Genomic DNA, 15,168 nt, shown 5'->3' with positions numbered 1-15,168 from the left:
CCCCAAACCCAGAGGGTCGCCGGCTTCACTCGGCGACCCTCATAGGTTGCGGAACCCATCGGCAGCCTCGTCTTGTCAGTCTCACGCGGAGCGAGATCGGATAATGGCAACGCTTTCTGTAACGCCATCGCGCCAACAGACACAGCTCGTCATCGCGCTCCGGGCTTGCGCCGGAGCACTTGGGCTGGTTTTCCTCTATAGCTGTGGCTACAATCTCTTCCTTCTGGCGCCTTCCGTTTATCTCCTGCAGATCTATGACAGAGTTCTGTCGAGCCGCAGCGCCGACACGCTTCTGATGTTGACAATAGTCATCGCCGTCGCCGTGGTGGTTGGCGCAACGCTGGACATCGTGCGCCGGGCAGCCCTCTCGCGCATCGGCAGCTGGCTGGATCACAGGCTACGGCCCATGGTGCTTACTGCATCATTCGAATATGCCGCACGCGCCGATGCAGGAGCCGCCACGGAGTGCTTCAGGGATCTGACCACCTTACGCCAATTCCTCGATTCCCCGGCAAGTTCCCTGTTTTTTGACCTCCCATGGGCACCGATCTTCCTGCTCCTGCTCTTTCTTGTTCATCCGCTGCTTGGGGCGCTCGGTCTTCTGAGCGCATTAGCGCTTCTGCTGTTTGCCTGCCTCACGGAGCTAGCGACGCAAGAACCGCTTGCCAGCGCCAATTTTGCCCTCTCCAGAAGCTATCTGCGGTTCGCGAACGCCCTAAAAAACATCGAGGTGATCCGGGCGATGGGCATGGAATATGGTGCCGCGCTAGTGGTCTATCGCGATGCGGAAATGGCAAGACGAGCACAAGACATCGCGATGCATCGGACGGAGATCATTCTTGGTTTTTCCAAATCGATCCGAACACTGGCGCAGATCCTGTTGATGGGATCCGCGACCTGGCTGGTGCTCTCGAGCAACAGCAGTCCCGGTATCATCTTCGTCGCCAGCCTGCTGCTCGGGCGCGGACTTGCGCCGATCGAGGGCGCGATAGGCGCATGGCGCTCCCTAATGTTTGCTCGCAACGCCTTCAATCGCCTCAACCGCATGCTGATCGCCGTTGCGTCGGAACGCGATGCCCGGACGGTGCTTCAGCCGGAACCCAATGGCCTGGTTCTCGAAGACGTCGGCTATATTCAACCATTCGCCAACAGGCAGATACTAACCGGAATCACGTTGCGCCTGGCGCCTGGCGATTGCGTTGCCCTCATCGGCCCTTCCGGATCGGGAAAATCGACGTTAGGTCGTGTTATTGCGGGCGTCGTGCAAGCAACAAGCGGGTGCGCCCTTCTTGGTGGGGTAGATGTTTCGGCTCTGCGTCTTTGCGGAGGCGCCTACCACGTCGGATATCTGCCGCAGGACATCGAGCTTTTCGGCGGGGCAATCAAGGATGTGATCGGCCGGCTGGATGGAGGAGATCCCGCCAGGGTAATCGATGCAGCCAAGCTGGTTGGATTGCACGAGGCGATCATGCGGCTGCCAAAGGGGTACGAGACCGATATTGGAGAAGGTGGTAGCCTGCTCCTTCGCGCTCAGCGCCAACAGCTGGGGCTGGCACGGGCCGCCTATGGAAATCCATCCCTCATCGTTCTCGATGATCCGAACTCTAGCCTGGACTATGATGGCGAGCGCATGCTGCACAAGGCAATTGAACGCATGAAATCCAGGGGCATGACCGTTGTTATCATAACTCACCGCATGGGTGTCCTACCAGTTACCAACAAGATCGCCATTATGCGCAACGGGACGGTGGCTGCCTTCGGCGACAGCGAGCAGATTTATGAAACCTATCTTCAACCGCCGTCGCGAACGGGAACATAGAGGGGACTGGGACATGACCCTTGTGCAACTGGATGCAACGCTGGCGAGATTTTCAAGTTCGTCAAAAGTGAGCCAGCGCTTTGCCGAACGATCGACGGCGACAGACAAGCAACAGACAGCTTACGCGCCGGTGTTCGGCACGAAACAGCGCGGACCCGCTCCCCCTTCGCCCATGCCGCGGCTCAGGGGCGTTATATGGACGGGGAACCTGTTGATCGGAGTCTTTATAGTCGGATTGGGAATCTGGTCGGTGCTGGCGCCGCTGAAAAGCGCCGCAGTTGCATCCGGCGTCATCGAGCCGGAGTCCAGCCGCAAGACCATTCAGCACCTGGAAGGCGGTATCGTGCGACGGATACTCGTCAAGAACGGCGATGCCGTGACGGCAGGGCAAGTCGTGATAGAACTCGACGATACGAAGTCCCGCTCGGAGCGCGACAATATTCAAGGGCAACTTTGGGACGCCGAAGCAAGCCGCGCCCGCCTGCTTGCCGAGCAGACGGGCGCCGATCATATCGCTTTTCCGCAGGACCTCAGGTCGGCAATGGACAGAGATCTCTCAGTCGGCGCGATTCTGACTGGACAGCGGAAAATCTTCGAAGCGCGTCGTCAGGTCATGCAGGCGGAAGTTGGCATAACCAGCGAGAAGATCGCACAGGTGCGGCAGGAAATCGTAGGGCTTGGCGCGCAGAAGACAGCACTGACCGACAGGGCGGCAATCTCGCAGCAGGAACTGGATCAGGTTACGGCCCTCAACGCCAAGGGATTGGAACGAAAAAATACTGTTCTCAACCTCCAGCGGGAAAAAGCAGACCTTGCCGGCCAGCAGGGTCAGGTGGAGGCCCAGATTTCGCGCGCCTACCAGGTGATCAGCGAGGCACAGGCCGATCTCGCAAAGCTCGAGAGCGACCGGCTGAGCGAAGTCGCGCAGGGCATGCGCGACACGGAAAGTCAGATCATGCAGTTGCGCGAGCGCTTGTGGGCGATCGACGACCAGCTTTCAAGGACCGATATCCGGGCGCCCGAAGACGGAACAATCATGAACCTGCGCATCCACACCGCCGGCGGAGTGGTCGGCGCGGGCGAGCCGCTCGTCGACCTTGTGCCGCGCAGCGATCGCCTCATCGTGTCCGCCCACGTCAGACCGGAAGACATCAATCTCGTCCGTGCGGGGCTTGAGGCGCAGGTTCACCTCCTTCCATACAATCAGCGGCGCGTTCCATTGCTGAAAGGCAGGGTCGAGTATGTATCAGCGGACCGTCTCACCGACGCGCAGAGCGGCCAGCCATACTTTGCCGCGACGATCCGAGTGACGGACGAGCGGTTGGCTAAAATGAACGATGTCGAATTGGTCGCAGGCATGCCTGTGCAGACACTGATCGAAACGGGCAAAAGCAGCGTGGCATTCTATGCCATCAGACCACTTATCGACAGTTTCCACAGAGCATTTCGTGAGGACTAAAGCGGTGATGGGCAAGAGAAAATTCGACGACGATCAGATTACCGGCATACTGAAAGAGCACCAGGCTGGGGTGACGGTTGCTGATGTTTGCCACAAGCACGGTATCAGCGAGCCGACCTTCTATCGGTGGCAATCCCTTCATTTCGGAAATGCCGGTCTCGATTCCAAAAGAATGAGAGCACTGATGGAAGAAAACCAGAAGCTCAAGAAACTTTTAGCCGAAGCCATGCTCTCGGCGGCAACGCTGAGTGAGATGCTGGCGAAGACATCGAATGGGCGAAACTAATCCCCAATCATGGAGTGCGGCCGCGTTCGGCCCATCTCTACGCGATAAACCATTGCGATTGCATTCATCCTTCAACGAAGGCGGCAAGCTCGTCGGGCGTCCCTTGAGGAAAGGCCTCCTTCAGATAATCCAGGAATGCCGAAACACGCGCGCTGAGGAGCCGACGCGTTGGATATAGTGCCCAAAGAGCGGTCTGAAGCCCCGCTAGCTCACCCCAGCTCACCAGCCTGCCGGTAGCCAAATCCGGAATGGCGAGCGATAGGGGTAGACGCGCCGCTCCCGCCCCCGCTCGAACGGCATCACGAACCATGATGAACGAGGAGACGCTCAGAACTGGCCTTGCCGCGATGCTCAATTTTCCCGCTGAGGTCATGACCTCCCACGATTCAGCTTGGGCCATCGATCCACGAGTGATGGCGGCAACGGGCTCGCGGCCCATCGGGCGCGGTAGATCGGGGCTTGCCACGACCACCAGCCGATCATGCAGGAACACGCGACCAACGAGGCTTTCGTCCGGCTCAGGATTGACGCGAATGACTAGATCATAAGCCTCCTCGATCATATCGACGGCCCGGTCTTCCGTCGTGATCTCAAGCTGAACTTCGGGGTGTTTCAGGACGAATCCCGCCGCAAGCTTCCCCATTGCCGTCTGGGAGAACAGCAAAGGCGCGCTGATCCGCAATCGCCCTCGGGGACTATGTCCGCCCGAGGCGATAGCCTTCGCCGTTTCGTCAAGCTCGGTCAGGAGTGCGCCTGTTCGCTCGAAGAGTGCGCGCCCTTCCTCAGTGAGCTTTAGCGTCCGTGCACCGCGCTCGAACAGCCGCAGGTCGAGACTTGCCTCAAGGTCGGCCACACGCCGCGACAAGGTTGCCTTCGGTCGGCCAGTGGCGCGAGCAGCCCTGCCGAACCCGCCGTGGCGAGCGACCAGATTGAAATCGGCGAGAGCGAGCAGATCCATGTGTTTCACCAACGAGACAGTCTGTCCAAATAAGACGTCTATCGGGCATAATTTGGATCATTAAATTGATGACTGTCAACTGAACACCTCAACGGAGCAATCACAATGACCATTCTCGTTACGGGCGCCACTGGTCGTGTCGGCCACCACGTCGTGGATCAACTCATCAAGCGTGGCGCGAAGGTTCGCGTGCTGACCCGCGATCCCTCAAGGGCCAATGTCTCGGCCGGCGTCGAAGTTACTCAAGGCGACCTGCTCGACATCGATGCGCTGCGCAACGCCTTCCACGGCGTAAGCACGCTCTTTTTGTTGAATGCCGTTACCGGCGATGAATTCACCCAGGCGATCATCACGCTCAACATCGCCCGCGAGGCGGGCGTCGAACGGGTCGTCTATCTCTCCGTGTTCGATGCCGATCGTGCGGTGAATGTGCCGCATTTCGCCGTCAAGTTCGGTGCTGAGCGCATGCTCGTCCAGATGGGCTTCAGCGCCACCATCCTGCGCCCGACATACTTCATCGACAATGAGCTGATGATCAAGGACGTAATCCTCAATCACGGCGTCTATCCGATGCCGATCGGCGGCAAGGGCGTCGCCATGGTCGACGCCCGCGATATCGCCGAGGTCGCCGCCATCGAACTGATCCGCCGCGACCAGGCTGCCCGCAAGCTACCGATCGAGACGATCAACCTTGTCGGCCCCGACACACTGACCGGCCCGGATGTGGCCAAGATCTGGTCGGACCTGCTCGACCGCCCGGTTGTCTACGGCGGCGACGATCCCAGCGGATTCGAGCAGAACATGGCAAGCTTCATGCCGAAGTGGACGGCCTATGAGATGCGCCTGATGGCCGAACGCTACGTCACCGATGGCATGATCCCCGAGCTCGGCGACGTCGAGCGGCTGATCACGATCCTGGGTCGCCCTCTGCATTCCTACCGGGCCTTTGCCAGTGAGATCGCTACCGCGGCCTGAGGCCCGGCAGCCAAACCGCTCCGGAGAGGGAGTGGGCGCGACGCGCCTCTTCCTCCCATCCGGCCTCCGCACCCAATGCGATGTGACGAGCATACGCGAGTCACCGATCAATAACAGGAAGCAGGAACATCAATCCGTGCCAAGGGCAGGACATTGCCATTGGGCGTGATCGCGGGGCGACCTTCAGGTCAGCTCGCCTCGGCCCAGGCGACCGCGTCGGCGCCTGCGGGGATTCGCACGGGGATCGAGGGATCGTTCACCGCGCGCCACACGGCTTCGGCGACATCCCGCGAATGGGTGACCGGACCCGGCTGGCTGAAGCGGGCCATGAAGCCTTTGACGAGATCGGCATAGGCCTCGTGGTCGAGACCCCGCATTCGGGAGCTGCCATTCTCGGCGAAGCGGGTCTCGGGCGCGCGCCTGGGTAGCACGATGTGCGCGCGTATGCCGAACTGTGCGACTTCCAGCGCCATGGACTCGGTAAAGGCGTTCACCGCCGCCTTGCTCGCCGTGTAGACTGCGCCTTCACCCGCCATGTCGGGCTGCCGCCCGCGCGCTATGCGCGGCAGCAGGACCTCCCTGCGTCCTAAGAGCCAAGAAGCTCGGCGCTACGCTCTGGATGGCTATCGGTACATGAGCACCGTCCCGCCTCAAGCGTTTCGCTCGACGCAGGCGCCCGCCAGGATGAAATCGACGCCGGCAACGAACTGTTGGCGATCGTCATGCTCGCTCAGTTGCGCCGCCACCCGCCGAAGAAATGGACGCGCTTCGGGATCATCCTGAATCCAGCCCGTGGCGATGGTTTCCAGCCACGCCTTGCGATCCGTTCCGTCCGGAAGCGTGCGGGCGTTGGCCGCGTTCTGGCCGGCCACACCGAGGATGTAGTTCGTCAGCGCGGAGGCGCAGTCGAATTGTGCATCCGCAGGAACACCAAGCGGCTGGAGCCATCCGCCGATGCGTTCGAAGATCTCTCCGACCGCGGAATGCCATGGCTCGCGCGAAAGGTGAGCGCCGGCCCAGGGGTGAGCGTCAATCGCATCGAATACCGCGAGCGCGATGGCGCGGATCGCGGCTCTTGGCTCCTCTTCCTTGGCCACATTCGCCAGGGCGCGGGCAAGAACATCTCCCGTCGCTGCGGCAAGCAGGTCGTTCCTGTCGGCGATATGCCAGTAGATCGCCCCGCTGCCCGTCGCCAGCTGTATCGCCAGCGCCCGAAATGTCAGAGCGGCCTCCCCGCGCGCATCGAGAATCTCGACCGCCGCCTTGACAATCCGCGCCTTGGAAAGGGCGTCCGCGCGTCGCGCTGTCTGGTGAGCTCGTTTAGACATATGCCTATGATGACATATCTGGAACGCCGTTCCAATCCCTGCTATATGGAACAATGTTCCAATCGTCTCGAGGTGCCATCATAACCACTCCCGTTACTATTGTTGGCGCAGGCCTGGGCGGCCTGACCCTCGCCCGCGTGCTCCACCTTCACGGCATCACCGCCACGATCTTCGAAGCGGAGCCCTCCCCACACGCCCGCACTCAAGGCGGCCAGCTTGACGTTCACGAACATGACGGTCAGCGCGCGCTCGCTGCCGCCGGCCTGACCGACGCATTCCGCGCAATCGTTCACGACGGTGGCGACGCGACGCGCGCCCTCGACCGAAACGGCAATGTGCTGCTCGACCAACCCGGAGACGGCCGACGTCCCGAGGTGCTCCGAGGCGACCTGCGGCGAATCCTCATCGACTCCTTGCCTGCCGGGACGATCCGGTGGGGGCGGAAGCTCGCCGGAGCCAGACCGCTTGGCGCCGATCGTCATGAACTGACGTTCACCGATGGCTCGGCTGTAGAGACCGCGTTGCTCGTGGGAGCCGATGGCGCCTGGTCAAAGGTACGCCCGCTGTTGTCAGACGCGAAACCCGGCTATGTCGGCGTTTCCTTCGTCGAGACCTACCTGCATGACGCTGATCGGCGGTTTCCCGCAACGGCCGCGGCGGTCGGGGCCGGCGGAATGTTCGCGCTCGAACCGGGCAAGGGGATCACCGCGCACCGGGAGCCGGCAGGCGCTCTCCACACCTATGTTCAACTGATGCGACCTGCGGCTTGGTTTGCGGACATCGACTTCAACGACGCCGAGACTGTGAAAACACGGATAGCAGCCGAATTCGACGGGTGGACACCCACTCTCACCTCATTGATCACCGGCAGCGACACGGCGCCGGTCCTGCGAGCGGTCAACGCGCTCCCGGTTGGTCATCGATGGGATCGTACGCCAGGAGTGACGCTGCTCGGCGACGCCGCGCATCTGTCGCCTCCGGCCGGCGACGGCGCAAACCTGGCGATGCTCGACGGGGCCGAACTCGGCGAGGCCATAGCCGCTCAGCCTGGAAACATCGAGAATGCGCTGACCGTCTATGAGGCGGCGATGTTCGCGCGCAGCAAGGCCGCTGCCATTGACGCGCACCGAGTCCTGGACCTTTGCCTGGGTGAGCATGCGCCCTTCAGCCTCATCGACTTTCTCAACGCCGCGTCATAACCGCGGCGCGCCAAAGAAACGAAGCTGGCATTGTCGAACGTATCGGCTGTTGCGCAGCGAGCGCGTTCAGCCATGTCGGCCTGCCCTCCGCCAGACAGCGGGCCTACTCTGATCCACCGCGACCGGTAGGAGCATGCTTGTCTTGATCATAACGCGCCCGGTTGTTCTCGATCTCGTCGATATGCTCTCCCGCCCACGCACCCAGTGCGCGGACCGGCACAGCCAGGGATTGTCCAAGTTCCGTCAGGGCATATTCGACTTGCGGTGGGACCGTCGGATAGACCGTCCGGCTCACGATCCCGTCGCGCTCGAGCGCCTTCAGGGTGCGTGTCAGCATCTGCTGCGAGATGCCCCCGACCGTCCGTTTGATCTCGTTGAAGCGATGCGGCCGCTCGACCAGTATCCTGACGATCATCACTGTCCATTTGTCGCCGACGATGGCGAGCACTTTGCCGACCTTGTGGCATTGGGCGCTGACGGCCGGCGAGGCAGGCATATCCATGTGACCAGGTCCTAAAAATATGCGTTCTTGGCGGAGCACCTGTGGTCACATAGATAGTCCTGGTCACAAATCAAGACCGGAGATATCCAGTGAAACTTCTTCATCTCGACTCCAGTATCATGGGCGCAAACTCGGCAAGCCGGGTGCTCTCTGCCGCTATCGTCGAGCGGATCGTCGAAACACATGACGCGGTGGACGTCACCTATCGCGACCTTGCCAGCGAACCGCTCCCGCATCTCACCCTCGACGCGTTCAAGGTGCTCGACGCCGGCACTGACGTGCAGCAATTCCTCGACGCGGACATTGTGGTGATCGGGGCCGGCTTCTACAATTTCTCTGTTCCCACCCAGCTCAAGGCCTGGATCGATCATATCGTCGTGCGGGGAAAGACCTTTGCGCGCGGCGAAAACGGGCCGATCGGTCTCGCCCAGGGAAAGCGCGTGATCGTCGCGCTGGCGCGCGGCAACGTCTACAGCGATGGCTCGCCCTATCACTCGTTCGAACATGCCGAGACGCTGCTCCGCTCCGCATTCGCATTCATGGGTGTCACGGATATCGAGTTTATTATCGCCGAGGGGCTCGGGCGCAGCGAGGAGGTGCGTCGGGCCTCGATCGCGGGCGCACTTGAAGAGGTGCGCAAGGTCTCCCCAAACCCCAAAGCTCCGGCTCCACTCAGCGCTTGAGAGCACAGACGCGAATGCACGGCATGCCTGGCTTTCGCGCCGTAACGGAGGAATCGCTGCTTCAATTGCTCGGACGAAATTTCCTGATGGCAGATCTCTCGGCCGGGCATGTCGGACAGGATCGCGGACATGCCGTTGTGGGACAGATCCTCGCGGCCAACCGCGGGGATCCTCCTGCCGGCCGGCGACCAAAACGGGAACCATGTTGAACGTGTCCGCTCCACCGTTAAGGGAGTGACGAGAAGGACTGCTCACTACCAGACGCTAGGCGACGTCCAGCTTCACCCGCCTCGACCTGCCGGCGGCCATATTGCCGGGGCGAGCAGTTCATCACCCGCTTGAAAGCGGTACTGAAGGACTTTTCGGATTCGTAGCCAAGCGCCAACCCGATCTCGGCAAGCGACTGACGCGTCGAGGTCAGCCTGTCCGCCGCCTGCATCATGCGCCAGCGCGTCAGATAGTCCATCGGCGAAAGGCCAACCCTTTCCTTGAAGGTCACCGCGAAGGCGGTGCGCGACATCCCAGCCTCCCTGGCGAGGGTCTGCAGCGTCCATCGCTGGCCAGGTGCTCCGTGCATTGCGGCGATGGCCGCGCGCAAACGCTTATCCGCGAGCGCGGAGAGCCAGCCTGCTTCCTCGGCCGTCCGGTCGGACAGGTAAAGCCGCAGCGCCTGCACCAGCACGATCGTCGCCAGTTGCTGCGCGACGATGAAATCGCCGGGCTGTCCCTCCGACAGCTCCTGCCGCATGCGCTCGACGCACCAATTCAGGGTCGCGCTGCCAGGACGATCACGGATGTGCAGGAGTGGCGGAAGGACGTTCAAGAGCAGCTCCGACTGGCCCTCCGACAGCGTGAAGTAGCCGCCAATGCTGAGATAGTCGCCACCGCCATTGTAGGTGAGGATGCGGCCGCTCGGCCGTGGCGGCAGGATCTGACTGACATCGACCGGCGCGACCGACAGGTCACTTGCGATCCGGAACGGCCGGCCACGCGGCAGTAGGAAACATTCGCCGGCGCTGACCTGAACGGGAGACTCGCCTTCCACCGATATCCAGCACGAGCCGGTCACGACGGCGTGAAACTTGATCCCGTCGTGCGGCCCGAAACTGATCGCCCAATCGCCCCCCGCATCAAAGCCGCCCGACACATAGCCGCGCAGCTTCAGGAGCGAGAGCACATCCGAGAGTGCATCCATCCGTGACTTCCTGAACGATCGAAAACCATATTCGAACTATGCGGCATGGATCGTTCCCGATCAACGGCCTAAATTGGGTTTGAAGTCAAATACAGGAGAAGCGCCATGCGCATATTCGTGACCGGTGCCACCGGCTTCATCGGGTCCGCCATCGTCCGCGAGCTCGTCGAGGCCGGGCATAACGTCACCGGGCTCGTCCGCTCAGCAGAGGCAGCTGCGAAGCTTGAGGCGGCCGGTGCGAAACCCCAGCGCGGCGGAATCGAGGATCTGGAAAGCCTCACCCGCGGCGCCGGCCGGGCGGACGGCGTGATTCACACCGCCTTCTTCCATGCCTTCTCGCACGCCAGTCTCGCAACGCGCCTGCGGGTCATGCTCGGCGGCAGCCCGACCAATATCGTCAAGCGGTTTATGACCGCTGCCGTCGAGGCGGACAGGCGCGCGATCGAGACGCTCGGCAACGCGCTGCGCGGAGATCAGCAATCGCTGGTCATTGCCTTTCCGACAATGGCGATGGTTCAGGGACGCGTGGCTGTCGAAACGGATCCCGCCGATCCGAATGCTGTGGGCGGTCTCAGGGCCCGATCCGAGGGGGCAGCCCTGGCGCTCGCAGCCCGCGGCGTGAAGGCCACGATCGTTCGGCTACCGCCTTCGGTACACGACGAAACCCGGCAGGGCCTCGTCACCCAGTTGATCGCTATCGCGCGCAAGAAGCGGGTCTCCGCCTATATCATCGGCGATAGCGAAAACAGGTGGGGCGCTGTCCATCGGCTCGACGCATCTCGCCTCTTCCGCCTCGTCCTCGAACAGGGCGAAGCCGCCACCTGCTATCATGCGGTCGCCGAAGAAGGAATCCCGGTGCGCGCCATCGCGGAGGCGATCGGCAGCCACCTCGGAATCCGCGTCGAAGGTTTGTTTCCGAAAGACGCGCACAAGCATTTCGGCTGGCTCGCGCCCTTCGTCAGCGCCGACAATCCGGTGTCCAGTGAACTCACGCAGCGGCGCCTGAGCTGGCAGCCGACCCATCCGCGGCTCATGGACGATATCGGCGCGGCTCTCCGCAACGCCGACGCGCGGGCATGATCGGCCCTCGCCTGAAGCGAACCCAAAGGTACAAGCACACTCACATTCCTGCATGACTTCGGTCGCGAAACATCGCGCGCGCTGAAGAACGTCGCTGCTCGGCCTGCGGACAACAAAGGAAAACCTCCCATGCGATTGACCAAACTACTGCCCCTTGCCTTCACTCTCGCGCTCGCTTTTGCCAAGCCGAGCCTGGCGACGCCTGTCGCCTCCGGCGTTCCCGGGATGCTCTTCGACCATGATGTGCCGATCACCATGACCGATGGCCTGCAGCTGCGCGCCAACATCTATCGCCCGGAAAAGCCGGGCCGGTACCCGGTCCTGATGCTGATGGGCCCCTATGGCAAGGATACGAGCCTCGCGGATGCGCCCGCCTACAAGACGTCGTGGGCGAAGCTGATCGCGAAATACCCCGATCTCTGCAAAAAATCCTCCTGCCGCTACATCCGCTTCGAGGCGCCCGATCCAGAACGCTGGGTCGCGAACGGCTACATCGTCATCCATGCCGATGTCCGCGGCGCCGGCGCCTCACCAGGCGTGCTCGATCCCTTCTCGCCGCGCGAAACGCAAGATTATGCGACGCTGATCACCTGGGCCGCGCGGCAGCCCTGGAGCTCAGGAAAGGTCGGCCTGCTGGGCACGTCATTCCAGGCGATCAATCAGTATCAGGTTGCCGCCTTACACCCTCAGGGTCTTGCGGCGATCCTGCCGTGGGAGGGAGCCTTCGATCAGTATCGTGAGATCGCCTACTATGGCGGGATCCTCAACGTCGCCTGGGAATATTGGTGGACTCATCAGGTGGTGCCCAACCAGAATGGCAACGCAGAAACGCCGCTCATCGACTCCATCGATGGCGGCAAGGATACGGGGGCGCCTCTCCCTCCTGATGTCTTGAAGCAGAACCGCGTCGATCCGGTCGAGGCCTTCGCCAAGCATCCGTTCGATGATGCCTATTATCGCGAGCGAATCCCCGACGGAAGCCGCATCACGGTGCCACTGCTCGATGTCGCCAACTGGACGGACTGGAGCACGCAGGGGTTTCGCTCTGCCGCCAGCAAGCAGAAATGGCTGCGCATCCAGACCGGCGATCATCTGACGCCCTTCTATTCAGACGAAGCGCTGGCGCTGCAGAAGCGCTTCTTCGATCACTTCCTCAAGGGCGTGAACAACGGATGGGAGAAGGAACCGCGGGTGGCGTTGCAGATCCGTCGTCCCGACGGAACGGCGTGGCGCGGTGCCGCGGCATGGCCGCTGCCTGGAACCCACTGGCAGCGTTATTATCTCGACGCGGCAAACGGATCGATGGACCCCGCGCTCGGAACTGCCGCACCCGCGGAGAAATCCTATCTCGGACAAGGCGACGGGCTGACGTTCACCTCCGCGCCGTTCACTGAGGAGACGGAGTTCACCGGCCCAATCGGCGTCAGGCTCTGGGTCGGTTCCTCCACAGCGGACATGGACATCTTCGCGGCCGTGCGGCTGATCGATCCGCAGGGCCGCGACGTCGCCTTCATGGGCAACAGCGACCCGAACGTACCGCTCGGCCTCGGCTATCTGCGCGTGTCGCACCGAGCGGTCGATCCGGCGCGCTCGACCGAGTATGCTCCGTTCCATCCGCATCTGACGTCGGAGCCGATGACGCCCGGGCAGCTTTACCCAGTGGATGTGGAATTCACCGAACCGACGAGCATCGTCATTCCGAAGGGCTATCGCCTGGTCTTGACGATCCAGGGCAAGGATTTCGACTACGGCCCAGGCGCCAATATCGTTCGCGCCAAGGACTACGATCTTCCGAACTCCAACAACTCCGGGCTGTTCTTCGCCGCGCATCCTAACCGCGACGCCACCCTCTATGGCGGGACGGATACGCTGGCGACGGGCGGAGAGCATGCATCCTATCTGCTGTTACCGCACATATCGACTCGCCGATGACAGGAGGCGATCAACCGCGTTCAACCCGCTGTCGTTTCGCGCTAAATCGGCTTCTTCCTCACCTTGTCTTACCAGCGAGGCTGATCACCGCGCATAGCAGATCAAGCGACACTGTTCGACCGAGCCCATCCGCGCCTGACAACCCATGCGATCGGCAACCCAAGACCGAACATATGGATCAGCAGGGCCGGCACGAAGGGCATCGGGGTCACCGATGCGGGTGTCGTGAAGGCACTAAGCGGCAATACGACAAAGCCCATGAAGAAGAACAGGATGATGCCGAGCACAGGACCACCGATCCACGTCCAGCGGTTCACCACCGGCACTTGCCAGACGACCAGCGCGTAGACGACGGCTGGAACGACCGACACGAAAAAGTGGAGCAACGTCCCGAAGACGAAGCCGGTCGCGCCCGCATAGGCAGCCATGCCCATCAGGCTGCTGGCTGCCAGTTGCATCTCAGGTACGATCCCAACGCCGCGGGACAGTTGCAGGATCAGAACGGGCACGAGAACGATCACGCCAGCAGTCAATCCAGCGCTGAAACCGACTGAGACGGCGCGGGACAAATTGTGCTCCAGACGCGTTGTTGAAGACGTCGCCTTGTCGGTTGTTTGATATTTCGTGGGCATGGGGCAGCTCTCCGGATTAATCCTACGAGACGAATTGAACTTGATCGCGTTGATGAGTGGAACTTCCTCACCTCGCGGACACGTTGGTGTCACGCGAGCTTGCGAGGCTGGATGGAGGTCAGGCGGCTCCGCCCAACAGGAAACCATGGCCGTTCTGTCAACGTGACATCGCCTGAAGACCTGGCTCAGACGCGCAACGCGGCGGCGACCAGGCTCTGCAGCGAAGTGGTCGGACGACCGATCAACCGCCCGAGCGCACCACTATCGTCGAACAGCGCACCGCGCGAGGCAGCGGCGTCGGCATCGGCCAGAAGAGCGGCGAGGTCGCCTGGCAGGCCGGCGCCCGTCAGGACATCACGATAGGCAATCTCGGACAGGTCGTTGTAGACGACGGCCTTGCCCGACTGGCGCGAGACCTCTGCGGCAAGCTCAGCAAGGGTAAAGGCCTGGTCGGCTGCAAGCTCATAGGTCTTCCCGGCGTGCCCGTCAGTCGCCAGCACCACGGCTGCGGCCTCGGCATAGTCCTGCCGGGCCGCGGATGAGAAACGCCCATCCTTCGCGGCGCCGACGAAGGCGCCATGCTCTAGTGCTGCGGGGAGCGCCATAAGGTGGTTCTCAGTGTACCAGCCGTTGCGCAGGATCACCGTGGACAGCCCAGAGGCCGCGATGACCTCCTCTGTCTGGCGATGCTCGATTGCGAGCCTTGCCGGCGACGTGTCGGCGTGCAGCATACTGGTGTAAGCGATCAGCGAAACTCCGTTCGCTTTGGCTGCCTCGATCACAGCGCTATGCCGCGGAAGACGGCCGCTGACCTCGGTCGAGGAAATCAGCAACAGCTTCTCCACGCCGGCCAGCGCCGGACCAAGCGTGTCGGGCCGGCTATAATCCGCCTCGCGCACGATCACGCCGCGCTCAGCCAGATCGCTGGCCTTTGGAGGATTGCGAACCGCCGCGACGATCCGGTTGGCGGGAATGATTTTCAGCAGCGCCTCGATCACGAGGCGGCCAAGTTGTCCGGTTGCTCCAGTTACTGCGTACATCGTTCAGTCCATTTCGTGGTTGCGATGAATTCGATGGCCTTTACATAGCGGCCATCGTTACCAGGGGAAACCACGTATCT

15 protein-coding genes are annotated in these 15,168 nt (G+C 62.0%); 8 read left to right on the top strand and 7 right to left on the bottom strand.

Features of this window, described 5'->3' with window-relative positions; genetic code table 11:
* The first annotated feature begins 103 nt into the window (after positions 1–103).
* From AC13RC_RS21360 to AC13RC_RS21350, 3 genes are read left to right on the top strand one after another with little or no spacing between them, the layout of a single operon-like run.
* The gene (locus tag AC13RC_RS21360) at positions 104–1,819 is read left to right on the top strand and encodes a type I secretion system permease/ATPase (RefSeq protein ID WP_113391156.1); all 1,716 of its coding nucleotides are present in this window, start codon (positions 104–106) and stop codon (positions 1,817–1,819) included.
* Positions 1,820–1,832: 13 nt separating this feature from the next.
* Positions 1,833–3,278 carry an HlyD family type I secretion periplasmic adaptor subunit gene (locus AC13RC_RS21355; RefSeq protein WP_113395646.1) on the top strand — a complete coding sequence of 482 codons (1,446 nt, stop codon included), beginning with the start codon at positions 1,833–1,835 and terminating at the stop codon, positions 3,276–3,278.
* A gap of 7 nt (positions 3,279–3,285) precedes the next feature.
* Positions 3,286–3,564: a transposase gene (locus AC13RC_RS21350; RefSeq protein ID WP_069614130.1), complete on the top strand. Its 279-nt coding sequence runs from the start codon at positions 3,286–3,288 to the stop codon at positions 3,562–3,564.
* Between the two features lie 64 nt (positions 3,565–3,628).
* On the opposite strand, the gene AC13RC_RS21345 is transcribed toward AC13RC_RS21350, so the two are convergent.
* Positions 3,629–4,522: a LysR family transcriptional regulator gene (locus tag AC13RC_RS21345; protein ID WP_113352114.1), complete on the bottom strand. Its 894-nt coding sequence runs from the start codon at positions 4,520–4,522 to the stop codon at positions 3,629–3,631.
* Between the two features lie 105 nt (positions 4,523–4,627).
* Here AC13RC_RS21345 and AC13RC_RS21340 point away from each other — a divergent pair, with 105 nt between their 5' ends.
* The gene (locus AC13RC_RS21340; RefSeq protein ID WP_113391158.1) at positions 4,628–5,497 is read left to right on the top strand and encodes an SDR family oxidoreductase; all 870 of its coding nucleotides are present in this window, start codon (positions 4,628–4,630) and stop codon (positions 5,495–5,497) included.
* 188 nt (positions 5,498–5,685) lie between these two features.
* On the opposite strand, the gene AC13RC_RS21335 is transcribed toward AC13RC_RS21340, so the two are convergent.
* Together AC13RC_RS21335 and AC13RC_RS21330 are read right to left on the bottom strand one after the other, a co-directional pair.
* On the bottom strand, positions 5,686–6,033 hold the full coding sequence (locus AC13RC_RS21335; protein ID WP_113352116.1) for an SDR family NAD(P)-dependent oxidoreductase: 348 nt from the start codon (positions 6,031–6,033) through the stop codon (positions 5,686–5,688).
* 114 nt (positions 6,034–6,147) lie between these two features.
* Positions 6,148–6,825: a helix-turn-helix domain-containing protein gene (locus AC13RC_RS21330; RefSeq protein WP_113352117.1), complete on the bottom strand. Its 678-nt coding sequence runs from the start codon at positions 6,823–6,825 to the stop codon at positions 6,148–6,150.
* A gap of 53 nt (positions 6,826–6,878) precedes the next feature.
* Between AC13RC_RS21330 and AC13RC_RS21325 the strand changes: the two genes are divergently transcribed.
* Positions 6,879–8,024: an FAD-dependent oxidoreductase gene (locus AC13RC_RS21325; RefSeq protein ID WP_233788527.1), complete on the top strand. Its 1,146-nt coding sequence runs from the start codon at positions 6,879–6,881 to the stop codon at positions 8,022–8,024.
* A 103-nt stretch (positions 8,025–8,127) separates the two neighbouring features.
* Here the strand turns inward: AC13RC_RS21325 and AC13RC_RS21320 are convergent, their stop codons facing one another.
* Complete coding sequence (locus AC13RC_RS21320; protein WP_113391159.1) at positions 8,128–8,526, bottom strand: winged helix-turn-helix transcriptional regulator; 399 nt, start codon at positions 8,524–8,526, stop codon at positions 8,128–8,130.
* An 89-nt stretch (positions 8,527–8,615) separates the two neighbouring features.
* Between AC13RC_RS21320 and AC13RC_RS21315 the strand changes: the two genes are divergently transcribed.
* Positions 8,616–9,209, top strand: a complete 594-nt coding sequence (locus AC13RC_RS21315; protein ID WP_113395645.1) for an NAD(P)H-dependent oxidoreductase — start codon at positions 8,616–8,618, stop codon at positions 9,207–9,209.
* A gap of 226 nt (positions 9,210–9,435) precedes the next feature.
* Here the strand turns inward: AC13RC_RS21315 and AC13RC_RS21310 are convergent, their stop codons facing one another.
* Entirely contained in the window at positions 9,436–10,404 is a 969-nt protein-coding gene (locus AC13RC_RS21310; RefSeq protein ID WP_113352120.1) for an AraC family transcriptional regulator, read from the bottom strand.
* Positions 10,405–10,509: 105 nt separating this feature from the next.
* Here AC13RC_RS21310 and AC13RC_RS21305 point away from each other — a divergent pair, with 105 nt between their 5' ends.
* Both AC13RC_RS21305 and AC13RC_RS21300 read left to right on the top strand, forming a co-directional pair.
* Positions 10,510–11,484, top strand: coding sequence for an SDR family oxidoreductase (locus AC13RC_RS21305; RefSeq protein WP_113391160.1), 975 nt, complete (start codon positions 10,510–10,512; stop codon positions 11,482–11,484).
* 129 nt (positions 11,485–11,613) lie between these two features.
* Positions 11,614–13,416, top strand: coding sequence for a CocE/NonD family hydrolase (locus AC13RC_RS21300; protein WP_113391161.1), 1,803 nt, complete (start codon positions 11,614–11,616; stop codon positions 13,414–13,416).
* 101 nt (positions 13,417–13,517) lie between these two features.
* Here the strand turns inward: AC13RC_RS21300 and AC13RC_RS21295 are convergent, their stop codons facing one another.
* Together AC13RC_RS21295 and AC13RC_RS21290 are read right to left on the bottom strand one after the other, a co-directional pair.
* On the bottom strand, positions 13,518–14,048 hold the full coding sequence (locus tag AC13RC_RS21295; RefSeq protein ID WP_368518733.1) for a hypothetical protein: 531 nt from the start codon (positions 14,046–14,048) through the stop codon (positions 13,518–13,520).
* Positions 14,049–14,233: 185 nt separating this feature from the next.
* On the bottom strand, positions 14,234–15,088 hold the full coding sequence (locus AC13RC_RS21290; RefSeq protein ID WP_113395643.1) for an SDR family oxidoreductase: 855 nt from the start codon (positions 15,086–15,088) through the stop codon (positions 14,234–14,236).
* Between the last annotated feature and the right edge of the window lie 80 nt (positions 15,089–15,168).

Source organism: Martinezella sp. CNPSo 3890, from assembly GCF_057784455.1.
This window is presented reverse-complemented; position numbering and strand designations above follow the sequence as displayed.

Excerpts from the sequence above, each read along its gene's own strand:
- AC13RC_RS21360 (WP_113391156.1), top strand. The coding sequence starts at position 104 with ATGGCAACGCTTTCTGTAACGCCATCGCGCCAACAGACACAGCTCGTC.
- AC13RC_RS21355 (WP_113395646.1), top strand. The coding sequence starts at position 1,833 with ATGACCCTTGTGCAACTGGATGCAACGCTGGCGAGATTTTCAAGTTCG.
- AC13RC_RS21350 (WP_069614130.1), top strand. The coding sequence starts at position 3,286 with ATGGGCAAGAGAAAATTCGACGACGATCAGATTACCGGCATACTGAAA.
- AC13RC_RS21345 (WP_113352114.1), bottom strand. The coding sequence starts at position 4,522 with ATGGATCTGCTCGCTCTCGCCGATTTCAATCTGGTCGCTCGCCACGGC.
- AC13RC_RS21340 (WP_113391158.1), top strand. The coding sequence starts at position 4,628 with ATGACCATTCTCGTTACGGGCGCCACTGGTCGTGTCGGCCACCACGTC.
- AC13RC_RS21335 (WP_113352116.1), bottom strand. The coding sequence starts at position 6,033 with ATGGCGGGTGAAGGCGCAGTCTACACGGCGAGCAAGGCGGCGGTGAAC.
- AC13RC_RS21330 (WP_113352117.1), bottom strand. The coding sequence starts at position 6,825 with ATGTCTAAACGAGCTCACCAGACAGCGCGACGCGCGGACGCCCTTTCC.
- AC13RC_RS21325 (WP_233788527.1), top strand. The coding sequence starts at position 6,879 with ATGTTCCAATCGTCTCGAGGTGCCATCATAACCACTCCCGTTACTATT.
- AC13RC_RS21320 (WP_113391159.1), bottom strand. The coding sequence starts at position 8,526 with ATGGATATGCCTGCCTCGCCGGCCGTCAGCGCCCAATGCCACAAGGTC.
- AC13RC_RS21310 (WP_113352120.1), bottom strand. The coding sequence starts at position 10,404 with ATGGATGCACTCTCGGATGTGCTCTCGCTCCTGAAGCTGCGCGGCTAT.
- AC13RC_RS21305 (WP_113391160.1), top strand. The coding sequence starts at position 10,510 with ATGCGCATATTCGTGACCGGTGCCACCGGCTTCATCGGGTCCGCCATC.
- AC13RC_RS21300 (WP_113391161.1), top strand. The coding sequence starts at position 11,614 with ATGCGATTGACCAAACTACTGCCCCTTGCCTTCACTCTCGCGCTCGCT.
- AC13RC_RS21295 (WP_368518733.1), bottom strand. The coding sequence starts at position 14,048 with ATGCCCACGAAATATCAAACAACCGACAAGGCGACGTCTTCAACAACG.
- AC13RC_RS21290 (WP_113395643.1), bottom strand. The coding sequence starts at position 15,088 with ATGTACGCAGTAACTGGAGCAACCGGACAACTTGGCCGCCTCGTGATC.